Genomic DNA, 16,316 nt, shown 5'->3' with positions numbered 1-16,316 from the left:
GTATTCGTTCAACTGTTGTGGTTGTGGTTCTGCTCCGGCGCGGCCGCCGCCACCCCCTCCTCCAGGAGGGCCAGCAGAGCCTCGATCCGGATGAGCTTCACCGCCCCGTCCTCTGTCTGAAGGAGCGCCTCCAGGAGAGGGTCTTCGGCGGGTTCCCGTGACAGGGAGGGGTCCTCCCTCACGATCGCCCCCACCTCGTCCACCCAGAGCGCCAGGCTTGCGAGCCTTTTGTCCAGCAGGAGAAACTTCCCCTCCGCGGCACGGCCGCCGCGCCCGAGGTAGCGGGAAAGATCGACGACCGCGGTGAGGGTCCCGTGGGAATTGAAGATCCCGGCGAAGTACTCCGGCGCCACCGGGAGCGGGAAGGTCTGCCGCGGCTCCGTCACCTCCGCCACGTCGGAAAGCTCCAGGGCGTAGCGCTCGCCGCCCGCATGGAAGGTGAGGAAGCGCCGGGGCATCAGGCGGTCCCGTCGGTGCCGATGCGGAACTTCTCCACCGACTGCAGGAGCTCGTCTGCGAGCTGCGAGAGCTCCTTTGTGGCGTACACCATCTCGTGCATCGCTGCGGACTGCTGCTCCGTGGAGGCAGAGACTTCCTCGGTCGCGGCCGCGTTGTCCTCCGCCACCCGCGCGATCTCGTCCACCATGCTCACCATGCGGGTCGCGCCGTCGGTCTGCATCTGGGAGAGGTCGGCGATGCTGTTTGCCTTCCTCTCCGTCTCGGTGACCACCCCCAGTATCTCCTGGAATGAGGCGGCGGTGGTGTCGAGGTTGCGCTTTCCGGCCCTCACGTTGCGGGAGCTCTCGTTGATCGTCTCCTGCAGCCTCTGGCTCTCCACCTTCACGACGTCGATGAGCTCCACGATGTCCGTGGCGGATTTCGCGCTGCCGTCTGCGAGCTTTCTGACCTCTTCCGCGACGACCCCGAATCCCCTGCCGTTCTCGCCGGCGCGAGCCGCCTCGATGGAGGCGTTCAGCGCGAGGAGGTTCGTCTGCCGGGCGATGTCCACGATGAAGTCCGCGATCTTTCCGACCTGCTGCAGCTTCGCGTTCAGATCCATGAACTGCATGCTGATGAGCTCGACGCTGTCAAAGAAGCTCTTCATCCGCTCCAGCGAATCGCTGGCGAGCTCGCCGCCGCGCTGGGCGGTGGCGCTCGTCTCGCGGGCCGCCTTCGCGGTCTCCTTCGCACGGCGGGCGACGAGGTCCACCGAGATCGCCATGTCGTGGATGACCTTGGAGGTCTTCGATACCATCTCCGCCTGGCTCTCCGCGCCGCGGGAGATCTGCTCCACCGCCTGGGCGATCTCCTCGCTCGAGCCGTTCACCTCCAGTGCGGAGGAGGAGAGGGTGCGGGAGGAGCGGGACACCTGCTCGGAGGTCTCGCGGATCTGGCGCACCAGCCCTCTCAGGCTCTCCAGCATCCGGTTCACCGAGGCGGCCATGTCGTTTGTCTCGTCGGGGAAGCGCGATCCGGAGACGGCGACCTCGTTGGTGAGGTCACCCTGGCTGATGGCTTCCGTGGAGGCGCGCAGCAGCGAGATGTTCCGCGTGAAGCTCTTGGTGAAGATGGAGCCCATGATGAGCCCCAGTGTGAGCGCCACCACGTAGGAGAGGATGCTGGTGATCTCGGGGGGGTAGCCGAGGCGTTGCACCCAGGCGGGAACAAACGCTACGGCGGCGACGACGGTGAGAAAGCCGAGGATGAACTTATACCCGATCTGGATGTACATGCCTTGCTCCTGTAGGGGGCGTTCCCTGCCGTGCCACGCGCACGAGGGGGCGCCGGGGGATCACACGACGCGGTAGATGCGCTCCACCGGGCATACGGTGGCGAAGCGGCGCCGCGCCTGCCCCACCAGCGTTTCCGACTTTCCGAGCACCAGCACCCCTCCGGGGGAGAGTGCGTCGGCAAAGCGCAAAAGTATCTCTTCCTGGCGCGCACGCTCGAAATAGATGAGGACGTTCCTGCACAGTATGAGGTCGCTTTTCAGGTAGCTTCCCGGGTCGTTCAGGTCGCCCTTTCTAAAGGCTACCATCTTCCGGATCTCGTCGGCGAGCTCATACTTCCCCGCGGCGGGGGTGAACCAGCGCTCCAGGAGCCGCCTCTCCACCTCCTCCAGGCGCTCCGTCCCGTAGCGCGCACCTGCTGCGGCCTTGAGCGTTGCGGCATCGACATCGGTTCCGGTGATGGAGAGCTTCAGGCGGGCGAGCTGGGAGGGGAAGCGCTCCTTCATGATCAGCGCGAGAGTGTACGGCTCCTCCCCGGCGGCGCACCCCACGCTCCAGAGGTGCACCTCCTCGCCGTCCCCGCGCCCCTTCAGGAGGGGGGGGAGTATTTCTCGGCTCAGCTTCGCAAAGGTGGAGGGGTTTCTGAAAAAGTGGGAGACGTGAATGGTGAGGACCCGCAGCAGTTCGTCGCGCTCCACGCCGTCCCTGGCGAGGAGCTCGCAATAGTCCTCCGGGGACGCGGACCCGGTGGCGCGTATCCTGATCCCGATTCGCCTCTTCGCGCACTTGTCCTTGTAGCATTCCAGGGTGAAGCCGTCATGCTCCTTCAGCACGGCACCGATGGAGCGGAACACCTCCTGGCTCATCTCCTCACCCTGGGCGAGTTCCGGCGCTGCGGCGGCCGGCGCGCCCTGTGCGGGGTGGGTAGGAGATGCCGTCATAATGAAACCTTATTACCTTTATTCATAATGAGAAGGGGCGGAAACTCGGCATGGATAGCAAATTGCGCCGTAAAAGTCAATCCGGCAAAGAAAAAGCCCCGCCTGGGGGGCGGGGCTCTGTGTGTTCTTTCATTATGACGCGAGGTATTCCGCGATCTTTTCGGTGAGAATGGTGTAGATCCTGCGGCACTCCTGCTCGTCCTTCTCCAGGAGGGTGACCCGGAACCCGAGCATCTCCGTGTTGAAGGAGGAGAGGGGGACCGTGCAGATCCCGGTGTGGGCGAGGATGTAGTAGACGAATCTCTTGTCAGGCGCGACCCCCGGAACGTTCACCATCCCCTCCACCAGCTCCCGCACCTCGCGGTTCTCGATGGGGAGGGACTGGCGGTTGGTGAGGAGCCCCGGCTCGAAGCCCACCGCCATGTAGAAGGCGCCGTTTGTCCTGTTGACGATCAGCCCCGGCACCTGCTTCAGGTAGTCGTAGGTGATGTTGCTCATCCGCTCGTAGCGGGCGATCCTCTCGTCGAGGTACTCGCGGTACCCCGGGTGGGTCAGGATCGCGGGGAGACAGCGCTGCGGCAGCGTCGTGGAGCAGACCTCGTTCATCTTGGAGGAGAGGATCGCGTTGATGAACTTCTTGAAGCGCGGATCCTTGTCGGAGTTGTAGCACTCGATCCAGCCGCAGCGGGAGCCGGGCCAGGGGAGTTCCTTCGAGATCCCCTTCATGGCTATGGCGGGGACATCGCCGACGAGGTCGGAGATCGGCACCGTCCTCTCGCCGTTGTACACGATGTTGCTGTACACCTCGTCCACGATGATGAAGAGGTCGTACGCCTTGGCGATCGCCACGATCTTTTTGAGGATCTCCGGCGGGTACACCATCCCGGTGGGGTTGTCCGGGTTGATCATCATGAGCCCGGAGATCTGGGGGTTGTACTTGACGTGACACTCCAGGTCCTCCATGTCGGGGTACCAGTTGTCCTCCGGTTTCAGGCGGTAGCAGACGGGGATGGCGTTGGCGTGGATCGCCTCGCCGAGGGAGTGGGTCGTGTAGGTCGGCGCCGGCATGAGGACCCGGCTCTCGGCCCGGAGGTTTCCGTACACCTTCGCGATGGCGTCGCCGAGGCCGTTGAAGAAGATAACGTCGTCAGGGGTTATCTGGGCGCCGTTTCTGCGGTTGGTGATGTCGCACACGAAGTGGCGGGTCTCCAAGACGCCGCGGGTCGGGCAGTAGGCGTAGCTCTCGTCGTTCATCGCCTCGGCCGCCACGATCTCCTTCATCCACAGAGGGATCGACTCCCCCTTGACGATCGGGTCGCCGATGTTCTCCCAGTTGATCTTCACCCCAAGGCTCTGCACCTTTTCGGCGACAGTGACGATGTTCCTGATCTCGTATGTCAACTCTCCCGCGCCGGGAGCGACAATCTCGTTGCGCATCTCAATCCCCCAGAAAGACTTTTGTTCCCCTCGTTGCGAATAAAAAAAGGCCGCGGGAATCCCCCACGGCCTTCAGGTGTTTATCTAGTTCTGAATCAGCAGTGGCGGCTCGGTAAAGGTCTGGCTGCCGCCGCCGCGTGCTGATAATGTCGTTGGATTGTATACCGGGTGCTTTTCATTCGGTTCCAATATCATGAAAAGAGGGGGTCGTCAACGTTTTTATGGGAGCGGGAACGGGTCGAGGGATATGGTGAGCCGCCCCTCCGCGTCGCGCCACCTGAACCACCCGGACGGCTTTTCCGCCAGGGCCCAGTCGTCCTGCACCGATACTATGCGGACCAGCTGGTTTTTCGCCAGTTGCCCCGTTTCGGCGCCCCCGTCGACAGGAGCCGGCCGCAGGGCGTAGACCCCCTTTTTCATCGCCGGGAGGAGGCGGGCCTCTCGTCCGGCCAGGGCATCCTTCCACGGCAGGTACTCCCACGAGCGCGGCGCCTCGATCCACCCCTGCCGTTCGGCATCGTCGTAGGCGATCTTTATCCAGCGCCCCTTGCGGGTGAGGGCCGCCAGCGTCGTCTGCGCATCGTCGCGGGAGATGCGCGGGATCCGCTCGAGCGGCAGGAGAGCCACCCGCTGCACCCCCGGCTCCGCGTACACGGCTATCTCCTCCGCCGTCCGGGGTGCGGTGAGGAGGGCGCAGCCGCTCAGCGGGCGAGGGGGGGGCGCACCGTGGGCATCGAGCCCCGCGAGGGAGAGGACCAGGAGGAGTGCGGTGGCGAGGCGGCGCATGATCAGAAACACTCCAGGAGGCGCTGGTGGAAAAGGGGTGCATCGGGGGACCCTTCCTCCGGAGCCCAGGGAGCCTTTTCCGCCGCGGCGATGGGGGTGTAGGGGCCCCCTTTCGACTCGAAGAAGACGGAGCCGCTGGCAAAGCTCACCACCGTATGGAAGGAGCCGTGCGGAATGTTCACCGCCACCCCGTTGCCGCCCGCTTCGAGACGGACGGCATCGACGACGTTCCCTGCCTCGTCGAAGCTGATGACCCCGAGCGCCCCGCGCACGATCACCAGCGATTCGTCCTTAAACTCGCTCAGGTGGCGGTGCGGCATGATGTAGGAGCCGGGCTCCATCGCGTTCAGGAGGCGGTGGCAGGGGGCCTCGTCGCCGTGGTGCAGGTTGCGGTTCTTGCGCAGCCGCGGAGACCCCTTTGCCTCCTCGGTAATCTCGTCCAGAAATTGCTGGTCGATGACAATCATCACCCCTCCCTCGCTGCAAACCTCCCGCTGCCGGGGGCTCGCAGTCATTTTTTCTACCATCTTGGTTGCCATGATGGTATCTTACGCAGGCTCCTTTCATAGCAGAGGGAACCGGGGCTGGCAAGCGCGAAGTGCGCGGCTCCCCCGTGACGTGATGGGGCGTACGCGCCCTCCGCTTTTCTGAAAAGAACATTGTTGTCGCAACTCCCATGGGGATCCCGTCCGGGATCCCGCGTCAGTAGCAGAGCCCCGGGTGGCATTGCAGGAGACCCCGTAGTCTTGCCGTATGTTCTCGTTAAAAGATTGAGCGTCCTGGTGCTCCCCTGTCTCCTGTTGTGCCTCGCTTTTGCCGCGCTGCAGAGGGTTCCGCTTCTTCCCGCTCCACAGAGGGAACTTGCCTTCCAGGCCCCCTATCTCGCCATCGCCGCCGGACTCGCCCTCAGTCTTTCCTTCAAGCGCGGCCGCGTCTTCTTCTCCCTCCTTGTGCTTGCCTTCTTTTACCTCCTCTGGCGCAACACCTTGCAGCCCGATCTCATGCAATACGGGGCGCGCACGCTCTATATCGGCGTCTGTATCCTCATCCCGCTCGACTTCGCGCTCTTTTGTTTCATGCGGGAGCGCGGCATCTTCACCCATGCAGGGAAACTGCGCCTCGCCTTTCTGATTGCGCAGGTGGTGGCGCTTTTTTGGGTAGCGAGGTTTCGTCAGGACTATGCTGCGATTCCCGATCTCCTGGCGCGTCCGATCTTCGCGGGGCTCGGTCACCTCACGCTGCCGCAGTCAGGTTTCTTCTCCTTTCTGATCGCAGGCTTTCTCGTCTCCATCCGCGCGGTGAAGAGGCGATACCCGATAGACGCCGCGCTTCTGGGGGCTCTCATCGCCACAGCCATCGCCTGCGACCGCATCGGCACCCCTTACACCCCCGCGCTCTTCGTCGCCGCAGCAGCGATTCTTCTGAGCGTCGCCGTTTTGCAGGATTCACACAGCATGGCCTTCAGCGACGACCTGACGGGGCTCCCGTCGCGACGGGCGCTGAACGAGCACACCATGGGGCTCGGGCGAAAGTACACGGTGGCGATGCTGGACGTCGACCATTTCAAGCGTTTCAACGATACGTACGGTCATGACGTGGGGGATCAGGTACTCAGGATGGTGGGGGCGAAGTTGCTGACGGTAAAGGGGGGTGGAAAGCCGTACCGGTACGGCGGGGAGGAGTTCACCATACTCTTCCCAGGGAAGGAAGTGAAGGAAGTCACCCCGCACCTGGAAGAGCTGCGTCAGGCGATCGGCTCGTACCAGTTGCGTCTGCGGAGCACGGAGCGGCCGAAAGAGCAGTCGCAGGGGGTGGCGCAGCGCAAGAGCTCCGGTGGGGGTAGTGGGGGGAAGACAGTATCGGTGACGATCAGCATAGGTGTGGCAAGTTCCGCCCTCGACGTGCGCAGCGCCGCCGAGGTGTTGAAAGCCGCGGACAAGGCGCTGTACCGCGCGAAGCAGAAAGGAAGAAACCAGCTCTCCACCTGATGCACCCGCAGCGATCGTCCACGACGCACCAAGTCCACGAAGTCGACGAAAGGAGGTTCTATGATCTGGTTCAAGATACTCGGCGTTCTGTGCCTGATCTTTCTAATATGTTGTGTGGCTATCGCCGTCGAGGAGACGATGCTGGGGGGGCGCCGCAGGCGCCGCCTGGAGCGGGAGGCGCGGCAGAAGGCGCGCGAGAGGGAAGACGAAAATCATGGCTGAAGCCGTCAGCGGCTGCCTTTAGGCAGCCGCTGTACGACCTCATTGGCCCGACGTCAGGCCATGTAGATGAGCTTGCAGTCACGGCACTTGCCGTAGCGTGCAGGCGGGAAGAAAACATTGACCGTCAGGCAATTTTTGCAGATCCAGAACTTCATGTCAGTCGCCTCGCGTCCGGCTAACTCACTATAAAGCCATCGATAATAGGCGTCCCAGTCATGTTCCGAATCATGGTCCTGCTCGGCCTTTTTCATCAACTGTTCGATTAGCATGCCTAATCCTTAACCGTCCGTTATGTCCGGTTCCCACATCCTTGATGCTGTTGCAGCCGTCACAACGGGCTCGGTACAACGCCTCGCACATGAGGGTTGTCTGTTTTTAAAGCCGCTTCCTGCGAGCTCCGGCAAGCCTCCATGGAGCCCGCGGTGCGCGGCTGAGGTTTGAAGTGTTGGAGTAATCATCTTGCTGACTGCCTCCTGAAAACCATTTTCTCAGCAAATTAACAGCCACTTTAACAACAGCGCCCGGTCCCGGGAGATTCCCCCGTTCCCGCTGCTCATTATGTGCCATTGTTAATATTATCGTACCTGCCTGCTCTGGGAGTGTCAAGGAAATGCGGGGAAGAGATTGATGTGGAAGTGTTAGAATTTGCTGATAGATTCTGCTGATCCGGCGTCTGTTCCCCCGCCTGCTGATGCGGGTTCCGAATCGCGCATCGTCAGGAAGGGCGAGTCCCGGTCGGGGCAAGGGTGCGACTCTTCCGAGCGCGGTCATCTGCGCACTGCGCTCTGTCGAGACACGCTGCCAACGCGAGCATGACCACCGATAGGGCCCCTACCATTGTGAGTCCCCCCCACGGAGGTCCGGCCGAGCTGAGCCGCAGCAGTGCCGACCCGATGATCGCCACAAAAACCGCCTTTACCGCCAGTGCCACCTTTTCCGAAAGACCTCTTTCCCTGCGTGCGCTCCCCGTCATGTCAGGTCCCCCCTCACACGGTTTGAACGAGCTGCTTCACTTGGTCTACTTTCGTCTGCCGGGTGGATGCGTCCCAAGGGCTTCGCTGCTCTGGCGCCCCCAACGTTAGTGGGCGCTAAAATACCGGAGGCTGCGGCTCTTTTCAACTACAAAAGTTAGTGGTCTTTAAAATACTCAGCCGGAGGGGACGACGGGGGGAGGGGGGCGTGAGGGGGAGATTGAAGGGGGAGCTTCGGGGCCCGGTTTCGGCGATGCAGTACTACAAAGGGGAGGCGTAGCTCAGATTCGCACCTTGCGCCATACCTCCACGACCACGCCTATGGTGCGGGTGCCGGCGTCGGGGATGAAAGGGGCATAGGAGGGGTTGTCCGGTGCCAGGTACACCTGCTCCCCCTTCACCCGGAACCTGCGCAGGATCGGCTCCCCCCAGCGATTGTTGACAAGGAGGATGTCGCCGCTCTTCTTTTCCCCTTCCGGGGCGAAGATGACGAGATCCCCATCCCGGATGGTCGGCGCCATAAAGTCGCCGTAGCATACGATGGCATAGCACCCGTCGGGAAGGTTGGGGAGGGTGACGTACTCAGCACCCGCCGCTGCCGGGGGGAACTCCTCCGGTATGGTGTGCAGCAGCGGCGCTATCCCCTTGTGCCGCGGGGCGGGCGCGCGACCGGAAAACATCTCCCCGGACCCGTCCGACAGCCACCCGGCATTGATGCCGTAGCAGTGGGTGAGCGCAATGAGGAGGGTATCGGAAGGGTATTTCTTGCCGCATTCTATGCCGCTCAAAAACCCCTGTACGATGCCGAGCGAAGCTGCGAACTCCTTCTGGGTCAGCCCCAGGGCGAGCCGCGCGCTGCGCAGGCGTGCTCCGAGTTCCTTGCCTCTTCCTGTTTCGCTCATTCCTCTGTATCTCCATGAGATGCTGTGTTGAAGGTGTTTGCGGCAATCCTCCGCCCGCTGCCGATGTAACGTGCCGAAGAGGCGGATGTGAGCTTACCAAGGTTGTCCCCTTGCTGCAATGCTAAAATTGCTGTGTGATATTCACTCCCCGTTTTAACTGCAGTTCCGCACCCTCCTTGCAAAGGCGCAGGCCGGTTCCTTCATGAGGAATAGAATTGATTTTTCAGCACCAACTTGTATATAGTGTTTCGAGCTCAAACCGACGAAAAGGACAGTTATGATACGCACTATTCTTACCTATCCCGACCCGGAGCTGAAAAAGCTGTCGCATCCGGTAACGGTGATAAATGACAAGATAAGGGAACTGGTCCGCGACATGGCTGAGACCATGTACGCTGCCCCCGGGGTCGGCCTCGCCGCACCGCAGATCGGGGTGCACCAGCGCGTCGTGGTGATCGACATCTCTGGGCAGGACGAGCCTTCGGACCTGATAGTGGCCATCAATCCGGTCATAGTCCACGCCGAAGGTGAGTCGTACGAAGAGGAAGGGTGCCTTTCGGTGCCGAAGTACGCAGCGAACGTGCGCAGGCATGCCCGCGTCGTGGCGAAGGCCCTCAACCTGGAAGGGGAAGAGGTCACCTACCGCGCCGACGGCCTCCTGGCGATCGCCTTCCAGCACGAGATCGACCATCTGGACGGTGTCCTCTTTGTGGATCACCTCTCCCCTCTGAAGCGCAGCATGTTCCGCAAGCGGCAGTCCCGCCTCCTCGAAGATAAGGAAGTCGAATGACAGGACTTCGTATCATCTTCATGGGAACCCCCGGTTTCGCTTGTCCCACGTTGCAAAAGCTGATCGACCGCGGCGAGAACGTCGTCGCGGTGGTGACCCAGCCGGACCGCCCGAAGGGGAGGGGGCAGCAGACCCTCCCGCCGCCGGTGAAGGTCCTTGCCGAAGGGGCTGGTATCCCTGTCCTGCAGCCGGTGAAGGTGCGCCACCCCGAGGCGATAGAGGAGATCCGGACTCTCGCCCCCGATCTGATCGTGGTGGTGGCCTTCGGGCAGATCCTGCCAAAGGCGCTTCTCGACATCCCCCGCTACGGCTGCATCAACGTCCACGCCTCACTCCTCCCGCGCTACCGCGGCGCCGCGCCGCTTAACTGGGTCATCGTGAACGGCGAGCAGGAGACCGGTGTCACCACCATGCTCATGGACGTGGGGCTCGATACCGGGGACATGCTCCTCAAGAAGACCACCCCGATCGACCCGGACGAGGATACCCAGAGCCTGCACGATCGGCTGGCGCAGATCGGCGCCGACGCCCTCGCGGAGACTCTGGATGCCCTGGTTCAGGAGGAGCTGCAGCCGGAGCCGCAGTGCGACGACCTGTCGTGCTACGCGCCGATCCTCAAGAAGGAGGACGGCCTCATCGACTGGAGCAGGGACGCGGTTGCGGTGAAGAACCTGGTGCGCGGCATGACTCCGTGGCCCGGCGCCTACAGCTATCTCGGCGACAAGCTCCTGAAGGTGTACCGGGTGCGGACCTCCAGCGAGGGGGGAGAGCCGGGGGTTGTCCTTTGCGCGGGGCGCGACGGGATCACGGTCGCCTGCGGCAGCGGGAGCGTCGTTATCGAAGAGCTGCAGCTTGAAGGGAAGAAGCGGCTCGACGCGGCGCAATTTTTGGCCGGCTGCAAGATGGAGCCGGGTGTACGACTTGAACGGAAAGAGGTAGCAGCTTGACAGGAACCGCATCGCCTCCGCAACCGCCCAAGAAGAGGATCTTCGTGGCCCTGATGGGGGGCACCTGCCTTCTTCTGGTCGGGCTCATCTATCTCGGATGGTGGATCCCCACCAAGGGGCTTGCCAACATACATCCGGACCTCCCCCGTCTGATCGGGGTCCTTTTCAGCGTCCTCTCGGGGATAGCACTCCTCGGGACGCTCCTCCTGGTTCTGACCACCGCTCTCGGGAAGGACATCCTCTTCACCCGCTTCATGCGCGGGGTGGTGATCAAGTTCCTCCTGCCGCTCATCGAGCAGATCGGCAGGCTGTGCGGCATCTCCAAGGACTCCATCCGCCAGTCTTTCGTCGCCATGAACAACAGCCTCGTGGCGAGCCAGAAGCTGAAGATCAAGCCGGACCGCATCCTGATCCTCCTCCCCCACTGCCTGCAGCTCTCCGAGTGCGAGATAAAGGTTACCGGCGAGATCAGCAAATGCCTGCGCTGCGGGCGGTGCGACATTATGGGACTTGCCGACCTCGCCCAGAAGTACGGCGTGGACATTTCGGTCGCCACCGGGGGGACCCTGGCACGAAAGGTCATCATCGAGAAGCGTCCGAAGCTGGTGCTGGCGGTGGCGTGCGAGCGCGACCTCACCTCCGGCATCAAGGACTGCTACCCCCTCCCCGTTATAGGTGTCCTGAACGACCGCCCCTTCGGCCCCTGCTTCAATACGAAGGTTGATGTCGCAAAAATCGAAGAAGCCCTCCGCTCCGTACTCGTTTAAAGGAGAACCATGAAACTGCTGTGTCCGGCAAGGAGCCTGCTCAGCGCAGCTGCCCTTGCCGGTTTGCTTTTGTGCGCTCTTTTTGTTGCCCCTCGTGCAGGGTATGCAGATGTCTCAGCCATTACCGATTACCGGGTCATATCGCAGACAGGTGTCGGACCGGGGGGGAAGCCGCTGGTGGCGATACGGAGTCTGCGCCGCGACGGCATTCCCCTTTTCCTCACCGTCGACCCGTACACACTGGAGACGGCGCTCCGTCCGGTGTCGCAGGTCTCCCTCCTTCCCGCCCCCCCCTGGGAGACGCTTTCGGGCACGCCGTACCTGACGGCGCTCGAGCACGGCACCGCCCCTCCGTGCCGGCTGCAGAACCATGGCGCGGTCCGCGGCGCGGGGGACGGCATCTTCCTCACCGTCGATCTCTGTCCCTCGAAGCGGCAGTTCGAGCGGGAGCTCTTCCTTGCCGCCGAGGCGGCGGCGCAGGCGCACGGGTACGGGAAAGGTGCACCGGTGGCGGTGGCGATCTCGGGGTTGTGGCTGGAGAACCATCCGGAGGAGCTCGCCTTTCTGAAAGGTGAGAGCGCAGCGGGACGGCTTTCCATCACCTGGGTGAACCACTCGTACCATCATGTGTACGCGCCGAAGACGCCGCTGGAGCGAAACTTCCTCCTCACCCCGGGCACAAATTTCGATGCCGAGGTTCTGGAACTGGAGCGGCTCCTCCTGGCGCACGGATTGACCCCTTCCCCCTTCTTCCGTTTTCCGGGTCTCGTTGCCGACACCGCCACCATGAAGCGCCTGCGCGAGCTCTCCCTCATTCCGGTGGGGAGCGAGGCGTGGCTTGCCAAAGGAGAGCACCCGCGGCAGGGGAGCATCGTGCTGGTGCACGGGAACGGCAACGAGCCGAAAGGGATCGCTCTCGCGCTCCCCATCCTGCGCACCGGGCGCTGGCGCCTCCTACCGCTCGCTGCCGCCTTCGCAAACGACCAGTGCCCCGTCCCCAATCTGCGACCCCTGCCGCAGGAGGCCGCTTCCGTCCCCCGCGGTGCCACCGTCACGCCCCCAAAGGCTTCTTTTTAGGCTCATCGTGCAATGCCGGAGGGCCTGCGTCAGGAAGTTCCCCTCCCTTGACAGGAGAAGGACAGGGCACGTTGACATCTATCGGAATGGTGGCACCTTCCCCCCTACCCTGTCCCTCCCCCGCAAGGGGGGAGGGGACGTTCGGACTGACTCTCTCCTTTTCTGGAGAACCTCTTTTTAGCCGGAGGTAGCGTATGAAATCCCTTTTCCTTTCCCTTCTTCTTCTCCTGGCGTTCGCTGCGAGTGCCGCTGCGGGGGGCGCTCCCCGATACGCGGTAGCCACCTCGCCGGTACCGGTCCTCAACACCCCGGACTTCGCCACCGTTTTCGGCGGCTCCGTGGAACTCGACCCCTGCCGCGGGGTGCGCCCGATCGAGTTCGTCGCGCTCACCGGCACCCTCTTCCGGGTCGAGGGTGAGGAGACCACCGGCGGCGTCCGCGTCTACCGCGTCACCACCAGCGACTACCCCTATCCGACCTCTACCGGCTACTATGTCGATGCCCGCTTTGTCGCGCCGGTTGAGGAGGGTCACTCCGAGCGCCCCCGCCGTCTCCCCCCCCTTTCCGAGGTGCAGCGCGCGCTTCTCGCCCCTCTCGGGAAGCCGTATGTGTGGGGGGGGAATGTGAAGGATGGCGTCCCCCTCCTTGCCCGCTACTATCCGAAGGGAGACCCCCTGGCGGGTGTCGACTGCTCCGGCCTGCTCTATGAGGCGACCGGCGGGTACACGCCGAGAAACACCTCCGCCCTCACCTCGTACGGCAGCGCCGTGCCGGCAGCGGGGCTCTCCGCCGATGAGCTCGCTCGCCGGCTGCGTCCTCTCGATCTACTGGTGTGGAAAGGTCATGTCATGATCGTGCTCGACCGGGAGACACTGATCGAGAGCACCATGGGTTGTGCGGGAGGGGGAGGTGTGCACAGGGCGCCGCTGAAGGGGGCTCTGGCCAAGCTGATGAAGAGCCGGCAGCCGCTGGACGCCTGGGTGGCGGATACGCCGGGGAGGAAAGGTTTCGTGGTAAGAAGGTGGTTCCCGCAGTAAGGGCGGGATGAGGGGGGCGCGAAGCTCCGCGCGAGCGGCTTCCCGGGTCAGGCGGTAGCGCCGCCGTGGGGGTGGGGAGTGCCGCGCTCATGGGAAAGTACGAGGCCGATCTCTTCCTGGTTTTCCTTCGCCAGCGGTATCTGCTCCTTATCCACCACGGAAAGGAAGATCTCCACCACCTCCGGATCGAGGTCGATGCCACCCTGTCGCCTGATGATCTCCCTCGCCTCCGGGACCGGATACCCCTTGCGGTAGGGGCGGTCCATGGTGAGGGCGTCGTAGACGTCGGCGACCGCCACGATCCGCGCCTCCAGCGGGATGCCGGTGCCGGAAAGACCGTCGGGGTAGCCGGTGCCGTTGTACTTTTCGTGGTGGTACTGGATGATGTTGCGGGCTACCGCGGAGAGCTCCGCCTTCGCCGCGACGTCGGCGCCCCACACCGCGTGCATCTTCATCGTCTCGAACTCCTCGTCCGTGAGGGTCCTCTCCCCGTTCAGGATGAATTCGGAGATGCCTATCTTGCCGCAGTCGTGCAGCCAGCTGCCGTACTTTATCTGCCTCTGGACTTCCTTTGGAAGGCGCATGTACTCCGCGATCTTCAGGGCGTAGATCGCCACCCGGTCGCAGTGTCCGCGGGTGCTCGGGTCCTTCAGCTCTATCGTCTGCGCCAGGGAGCGCAGCACGTTGTCGTCCTCGCGCCTCACCGTGTTCATCAGGTGGTAGCGGCGCACCCCCTCCTCCACCACCTCGATCACTTCCTCTTCATTCCACGGTTTCAGGAGATAGCGGAATACCTCGCTGCTGTTTATCGCCGCGAGTGCGGTGGCGAGGTCCGCATACGCCGACATGAGAACCTTTATCGTCTCGGGGGAGATTTCTTTCAGCGCGGAGAGAAACTCGAGCCCGGACATCCCGGGCATGTGGTTGTCGGAGACGACGACCGCGATCTCCTTCTCCTGGAAGAGCTCCAGCGCCTCCGCCGCGTTGCAGGCGGTGAGGATGCTGACTCCCCTTTCCAGGAAGAGGTCCTTGGCGATCTCGAGGATCAGCCGGTTGTCGTCGACAAAGAGAATCTCCGCACCCATCAAACATCCCTCCCCGGGGCGAACGCCCCCGCCGCAGTCAACCGCAGCGCGGCATATCGTAGGCTGTCGTAAACGCCTTGTCAATGAGAATGTCCGCATTGGTCGGCGCAAAAGAAGGGGTGGGTGCTCCCCCTGCAGCCTCATTCGGCGCAGCAGGAGAGGCGGTCGAGGTCTCTGCGGAACCCCTGGGCGCAGAGTCTCAGACCTTCCCCCATGGAAGGGTAGACGTGCAGCGTGTCGGCGAGGTCGGAAACGGTGAGGCGGAAGCGCACCGCCAGCGCCGCCTCGTTGATGATGTCGGCTCCGCGGTGGCAGCAGAGGTGCACCCCGAGGATCCTGCCGCTCACCTTGTCGGCGATGATCTTGATCGCCCCCCGCGTCTCGCTGGTGACGTGGGCCTTCGGGATCGCGGAGGCGGAGATCGTGTGGGTGATGACATCGAATCCCGCCTCCTTGGCGCTCCCTTCACCATACCCCACCATTCCGACCTCCGGATCTGTGAAGATTGCCATGGGGATGGAGCGATAGTCGACGGTGCAGCGGCATTCCGGCGTCAGGATGTTGTCCACTGCGGCTATCCCCTCGCGGGCGCCGACCGTCGCCAGCTGCATCCCCCCCGTGACATCCCCCGCGGCCCAGATTCCCGGGGCTGTGGTGCGCATCTGCGGGTCCACCTTGATGTACCCCCTGCCGTTCAGCTCCACCCCCGCGGCTTCAAGCCCGATACCGGCAGTCGCCGGCGCGGTCCCGGTGGCTACAAGAATGGTGTCGGAGAGAAATTCCTTCTCCGTTCCGTCCACCTCGGCCTGCACGATGCAAACTCCGCCGCGCTGCTCCACGTTCACCACGCCCGCCCTTACCACGATCTTCAGACCCTCCTGGGCGAGGGAATGGTACAGCGCCAGTACCACTTCTTCCTCCACTCCCGGGAGGAGCCTCGCGCCGTGCTCCAGAATGGTGGTGGGGACCCCGAGGCGGCTGAACATCTGCCCGAGCTCGAGCGCTATGACTCCTCCGCCGATGACGGTGAGGGACGAGGGGAGTTTCTTCAGAAGGAGGGCTGTTCTGCTGGTGAGATAGGGGACTGTCTCGAGGCCAGGAATGGCTGGGACGCGGGGGGCGCCGCCGACGGCTACGATGAAGCTGTCCCCCTTGAGGAGAGTGCTGCCGACCTGCAGCGTATCGTTCGAAAGGAAGCGGGCACTCCCTTTGATGAGCTTGAGGTCGGGAACCTTCTCCAGTACGTCGAGGTAGCGGGTCTTGCGCAGGTGCTTCACCACGGCCGCCTTGTGGGCGTTCACCCTGGTGAAGTCGACGTCGCCGGTGCCGGTCCCGACCCCGATCCCCCCTCCCTTTTTCGCCTCGTGGCGCAGGAGGGCGGCGTGAATCAGCGTCTTGCTGGGGATGCACCCCCAGTTGATGCAGGTGCCCCCCAGCATGCTCTTTTCGATCATGATCGGTTGTGCACCCTTCGCCTGGGCCCGCAAGGCCGCGGCAAAGGCGGTGGAGCCCGATCCGACGATGATGATCTCCTTCCCCTTGTCCATTTCCGCCCCCCCGCTCACAGTGTACCGTGAAGCCGCGCGCGGGTAAACTGCCCGCCATCCCTGCAACCGCGTCTTCTGCCGCGGCACCT

18 protein-coding genes are annotated in these 16,316 nt (G+C 63.3%); 7 read left to right on the top strand and 11 right to left on the bottom strand.

All coding sequences use genetic code 11. The features are described 5' to 3' along the window. Positions 1 to 8: 8 nt before the first annotated feature. The 6 genes from LPW11_RS05045 to LPW11_RS05020 all read right to left on the bottom strand — a co-directional run bounded on the left by LPW11_RS05045 (position 9) and on the right by LPW11_RS05020 (position 5,433). Positions 9 to 458: a chemotaxis protein CheW gene (locus LPW11_RS05045; protein ID WP_230997045.1), complete on the bottom strand. Its 450-nt coding sequence runs from the start codon at positions 456 to 458 to the stop codon at positions 9 to 11. Next, complete coding sequence (locus LPW11_RS05040) at positions 458 to 1,732, bottom strand: methyl-accepting chemotaxis protein (protein ID WP_230997044.1); 1,275 nt, start codon at positions 1,730 to 1,732, stop codon at positions 458 to 460. The genes LPW11_RS05045 and LPW11_RS05040 overlap by 1 nt, the downstream gene beginning before the upstream one ends. Positions 1,733 to 1,792: 60 nt before the next feature. Beyond that, complete coding sequence (locus LPW11_RS05035; RefSeq protein ID WP_230997043.1) at positions 1,793 to 2,671, bottom strand: CheR family methyltransferase; 879 nt, start codon at positions 2,669 to 2,671, stop codon at positions 1,793 to 1,795. A 132-nt stretch (positions 2,672 to 2,803) separates the two neighbouring features. Continuing rightward, positions 2,804 to 4,108, bottom strand: a complete 1,305-nt coding sequence (locus LPW11_RS05030; protein WP_230997042.1) for a pyridoxal phosphate-dependent aminotransferase — start codon at positions 4,106 to 4,108, stop codon at positions 2,804 to 2,806. A gap of 219 nt (positions 4,109 to 4,327) precedes the next feature. After that, positions 4,328 to 4,894 carry an SH3 domain-containing protein gene (locus LPW11_RS05025; RefSeq protein WP_230997041.1) on the bottom strand — a complete coding sequence of 189 codons (567 nt, stop codon included), beginning with the start codon at positions 4,892 to 4,894 and terminating at the stop codon, positions 4,328 to 4,330. 2 nt (positions 4,895 to 4,896) lie between these two features. Beyond that, positions 4,897 to 5,433, bottom strand: coding sequence for a WbuC family cupin fold metalloprotein (locus LPW11_RS05020; RefSeq protein ID WP_230997040.1), 537 nt, complete (start codon positions 5,431 to 5,433; stop codon positions 4,897 to 4,899). Positions 5,434 to 5,640: 207 nt separating this feature from the next. Between LPW11_RS05020 and LPW11_RS05015 the strand changes: the two genes are divergently transcribed. Continuing rightward, a complete protein-coding gene (locus LPW11_RS05015; protein ID WP_230997039.1) occupies positions 5,641 to 6,882 on the top strand; it encodes a GGDEF domain-containing protein in 1,242 nt (413 codons plus the stop codon). Positions 6,883 to 6,942: 60 nt separating this feature from the next. Then, entirely contained in the window at positions 6,943 to 7,104 is a 162-nt protein-coding gene (locus LPW11_RS05010) for a hypothetical protein (protein ID WP_230997038.1), read from the top strand. A 53-nt stretch (positions 7,105 to 7,157) separates the two neighbouring features. Here the strand turns inward: LPW11_RS05010 and LPW11_RS05005 are convergent, their stop codons facing one another. From LPW11_RS05005 to LPW11_RS04995, 3 genes are all read right to left on the bottom strand, one after another. Continuing rightward, positions 7,158 to 7,373, bottom strand: a complete 216-nt coding sequence (locus tag LPW11_RS05005) for a hypothetical protein (protein ID WP_230997037.1) — start codon at positions 7,371 to 7,373, stop codon at positions 7,158 to 7,160. 446 nt (positions 7,374 to 7,819) lie between these two features. Continuing rightward, the gene (locus tag LPW11_RS05000; protein ID WP_230997036.1) at positions 7,820 to 8,077 is read right to left on the bottom strand and encodes a hypothetical protein; all 258 of its coding nucleotides are present in this window, start codon (positions 8,075 to 8,077) and stop codon (positions 7,820 to 7,822) included. A gap of 279 nt (positions 8,078 to 8,356) precedes the next feature. Next, positions 8,357 to 8,977: a LexA family protein gene (locus tag LPW11_RS04995; RefSeq protein ID WP_230997035.1), complete on the bottom strand. Its 621-nt coding sequence runs from the start codon at positions 8,975 to 8,977 to the stop codon at positions 8,357 to 8,359. A gap of 277 nt (positions 8,978 to 9,254) precedes the next feature. On the opposite strand from LPW11_RS04995, the gene def reads away from it, so the two are divergent. The 5 genes from def (at position 9,255) to LPW11_RS04970 (ending at position 13,595) form a co-directional block, all read left to right on the top strand. Continuing rightward, entirely contained in the window at positions 9,255 to 9,767 is a 513-nt protein-coding gene (def, locus tag LPW11_RS04990; protein ID WP_230997034.1) for a peptide deformylase, read from the top strand. Then, entirely contained in the window at positions 9,764 to 10,714 is a 951-nt protein-coding gene (gene fmt / locus LPW11_RS04985; RefSeq protein ID WP_230997033.1) for a methionyl-tRNA formyltransferase, read from the top strand. Before def ends, fmt begins: the two co-directional genes overlap by 4 nt. Before the next feature lie 53 nt (positions 10,715 to 10,767). Continuing rightward, positions 10,768 to 11,481 carry a DUF116 domain-containing protein gene (locus tag LPW11_RS04980; RefSeq protein WP_230998245.1) on the top strand — a complete coding sequence of 238 codons (714 nt, stop codon included), beginning with the start codon at positions 10,768 to 10,770 and terminating at the stop codon, positions 11,479 to 11,481. A gap of 9 nt (positions 11,482 to 11,490) precedes the next feature. Next, positions 11,491 to 12,558 carry a polysaccharide deacetylase gene (locus tag LPW11_RS04975; RefSeq protein ID WP_230997032.1) on the top strand — a complete coding sequence of 356 codons (1,068 nt, stop codon included), beginning with the start codon at positions 11,491 to 11,493 and terminating at the stop codon, positions 12,556 to 12,558. Positions 12,559 to 12,752: 194 nt separating this feature from the next. After that, positions 12,753 to 13,595: an NlpC/P60 family protein gene (locus LPW11_RS04970; RefSeq protein WP_230997031.1), complete on the top strand. Its 843-nt coding sequence runs from the start codon at positions 12,753 to 12,755 to the stop codon at positions 13,593 to 13,595. Between the two features lie 47 nt (positions 13,596 to 13,642). On the opposite strand, the gene LPW11_RS04965 is transcribed toward LPW11_RS04970, so the two are convergent. Then, a complete protein-coding gene (locus LPW11_RS04965) occupies positions 13,643 to 14,680 on the bottom strand; it encodes an HD-GYP domain-containing protein (RefSeq protein ID WP_230997030.1) in 1,038 nt (345 codons plus the stop codon). A 140-nt stretch (positions 14,681 to 14,820) separates the two neighbouring features. After that, positions 14,821 to 16,227 (bottom strand): mercury(II) reductase, encoded by a 1,407-nt coding sequence (gene merA, locus LPW11_RS04960; RefSeq protein ID WP_230997029.1) that lies wholly within the window; start codon positions 16,225 to 16,227, stop codon positions 14,821 to 14,823. Between the last annotated feature and the right edge of the window lie 89 nt (positions 16,228 to 16,316).

This window comes from Geomonas sp. RF6 (assembly GCF_021044625.1).
Taxonomy (GTDB): Bacteria; Desulfobacterota; Desulfuromonadia; order Geobacterales; family Geobacteraceae; genus RF6.
This window is presented reverse-complemented; position numbering and strand designations above follow the sequence as displayed.

Coding starts and splice junctions, on each gene's coding strand:
- merA (WP_230997029.1), bottom strand. CDS start 16,227: ATGGACAAGGGGAAGGAGATCATCATCGTCGGATCGGGCTCCACCGCC.
- LPW11_RS05030 (WP_230997042.1), bottom strand. CDS start 4,108: ATGCGCAACGAGATTGTCGCTCCCGGCGCGGGAGAGTTGACATACGAG.
- LPW11_RS04980 (WP_230998245.1), top strand. CDS start 10,768: ATGGGGGGCACCTGCCTTCTTCTGGTCGGGCTCATCTATCTCGGATGG.
- LPW11_RS05010 (WP_230997038.1), top strand. CDS start 6,943: ATGATCTGGTTCAAGATACTCGGCGTTCTGTGCCTGATCTTTCTAATA.
- def (WP_230997034.1), top strand. CDS start 9,255: ATGATACGCACTATTCTTACCTATCCCGACCCGGAGCTGAAAAAGCTG.
- LPW11_RS05020 (WP_230997040.1), bottom strand. CDS start 5,433: ATGGCAACCAAGATGGTAGAAAAAATGACTGCGAGCCCCCGGCAGCGG.
- LPW11_RS04970 (WP_230997031.1), top strand. CDS start 12,753: ATGAAATCCCTTTTCCTTTCCCTTCTTCTTCTCCTGGCGTTCGCTGCG.
- fmt (WP_230997033.1), top strand. CDS start 9,764: ATGACAGGACTTCGTATCATCTTCATGGGAACCCCCGGTTTCGCTTGT.
- LPW11_RS05035 (WP_230997043.1), bottom strand. CDS start 2,671: ATGACGGCATCTCCTACCCACCCCGCACAGGGCGCGCCGGCCGCCGCA.
- LPW11_RS05045 (WP_230997045.1), bottom strand. CDS start 458: ATGCCCCGGCGCTTCCTCACCTTCCATGCGGGCGGCGAGCGCTACGCC.
- LPW11_RS05040 (WP_230997044.1), bottom strand. CDS start 1,732: ATGTACATCCAGATCGGGTATAAGTTCATCCTCGGCTTTCTCACCGTC.
- LPW11_RS05000 (WP_230997036.1), bottom strand. CDS start 8,077: ATGACGGGGAGCGCACGCAGGGAAAGAGGTCTTTCGGAAAAGGTGGCA.
- LPW11_RS05005 (WP_230997037.1), bottom strand. CDS start 7,373: ATGCTAATCGAACAGTTGATGAAAAAGGCCGAGCAGGACCATGATTCG.
- LPW11_RS05025 (WP_230997041.1), bottom strand. CDS start 4,894: ATGCGCCGCCTCGCCACCGCACTCCTCCTGGTCCTCTCCCTCGCGGGG.
- LPW11_RS04995 (WP_230997035.1), bottom strand. CDS start 8,977: ATGAGCGAAACAGGAAGAGGCAAGGAACTCGGAGCACGCCTGCGCAGC.
- LPW11_RS04965 (WP_230997030.1), bottom strand. CDS start 14,680: ATGGGTGCGGAGATTCTCTTTGTCGACGACAACCGGCTGATCCTCGAG.
- LPW11_RS04975 (WP_230997032.1), top strand. CDS start 11,491: ATGAAACTGCTGTGTCCGGCAAGGAGCCTGCTCAGCGCAGCTGCCCTT.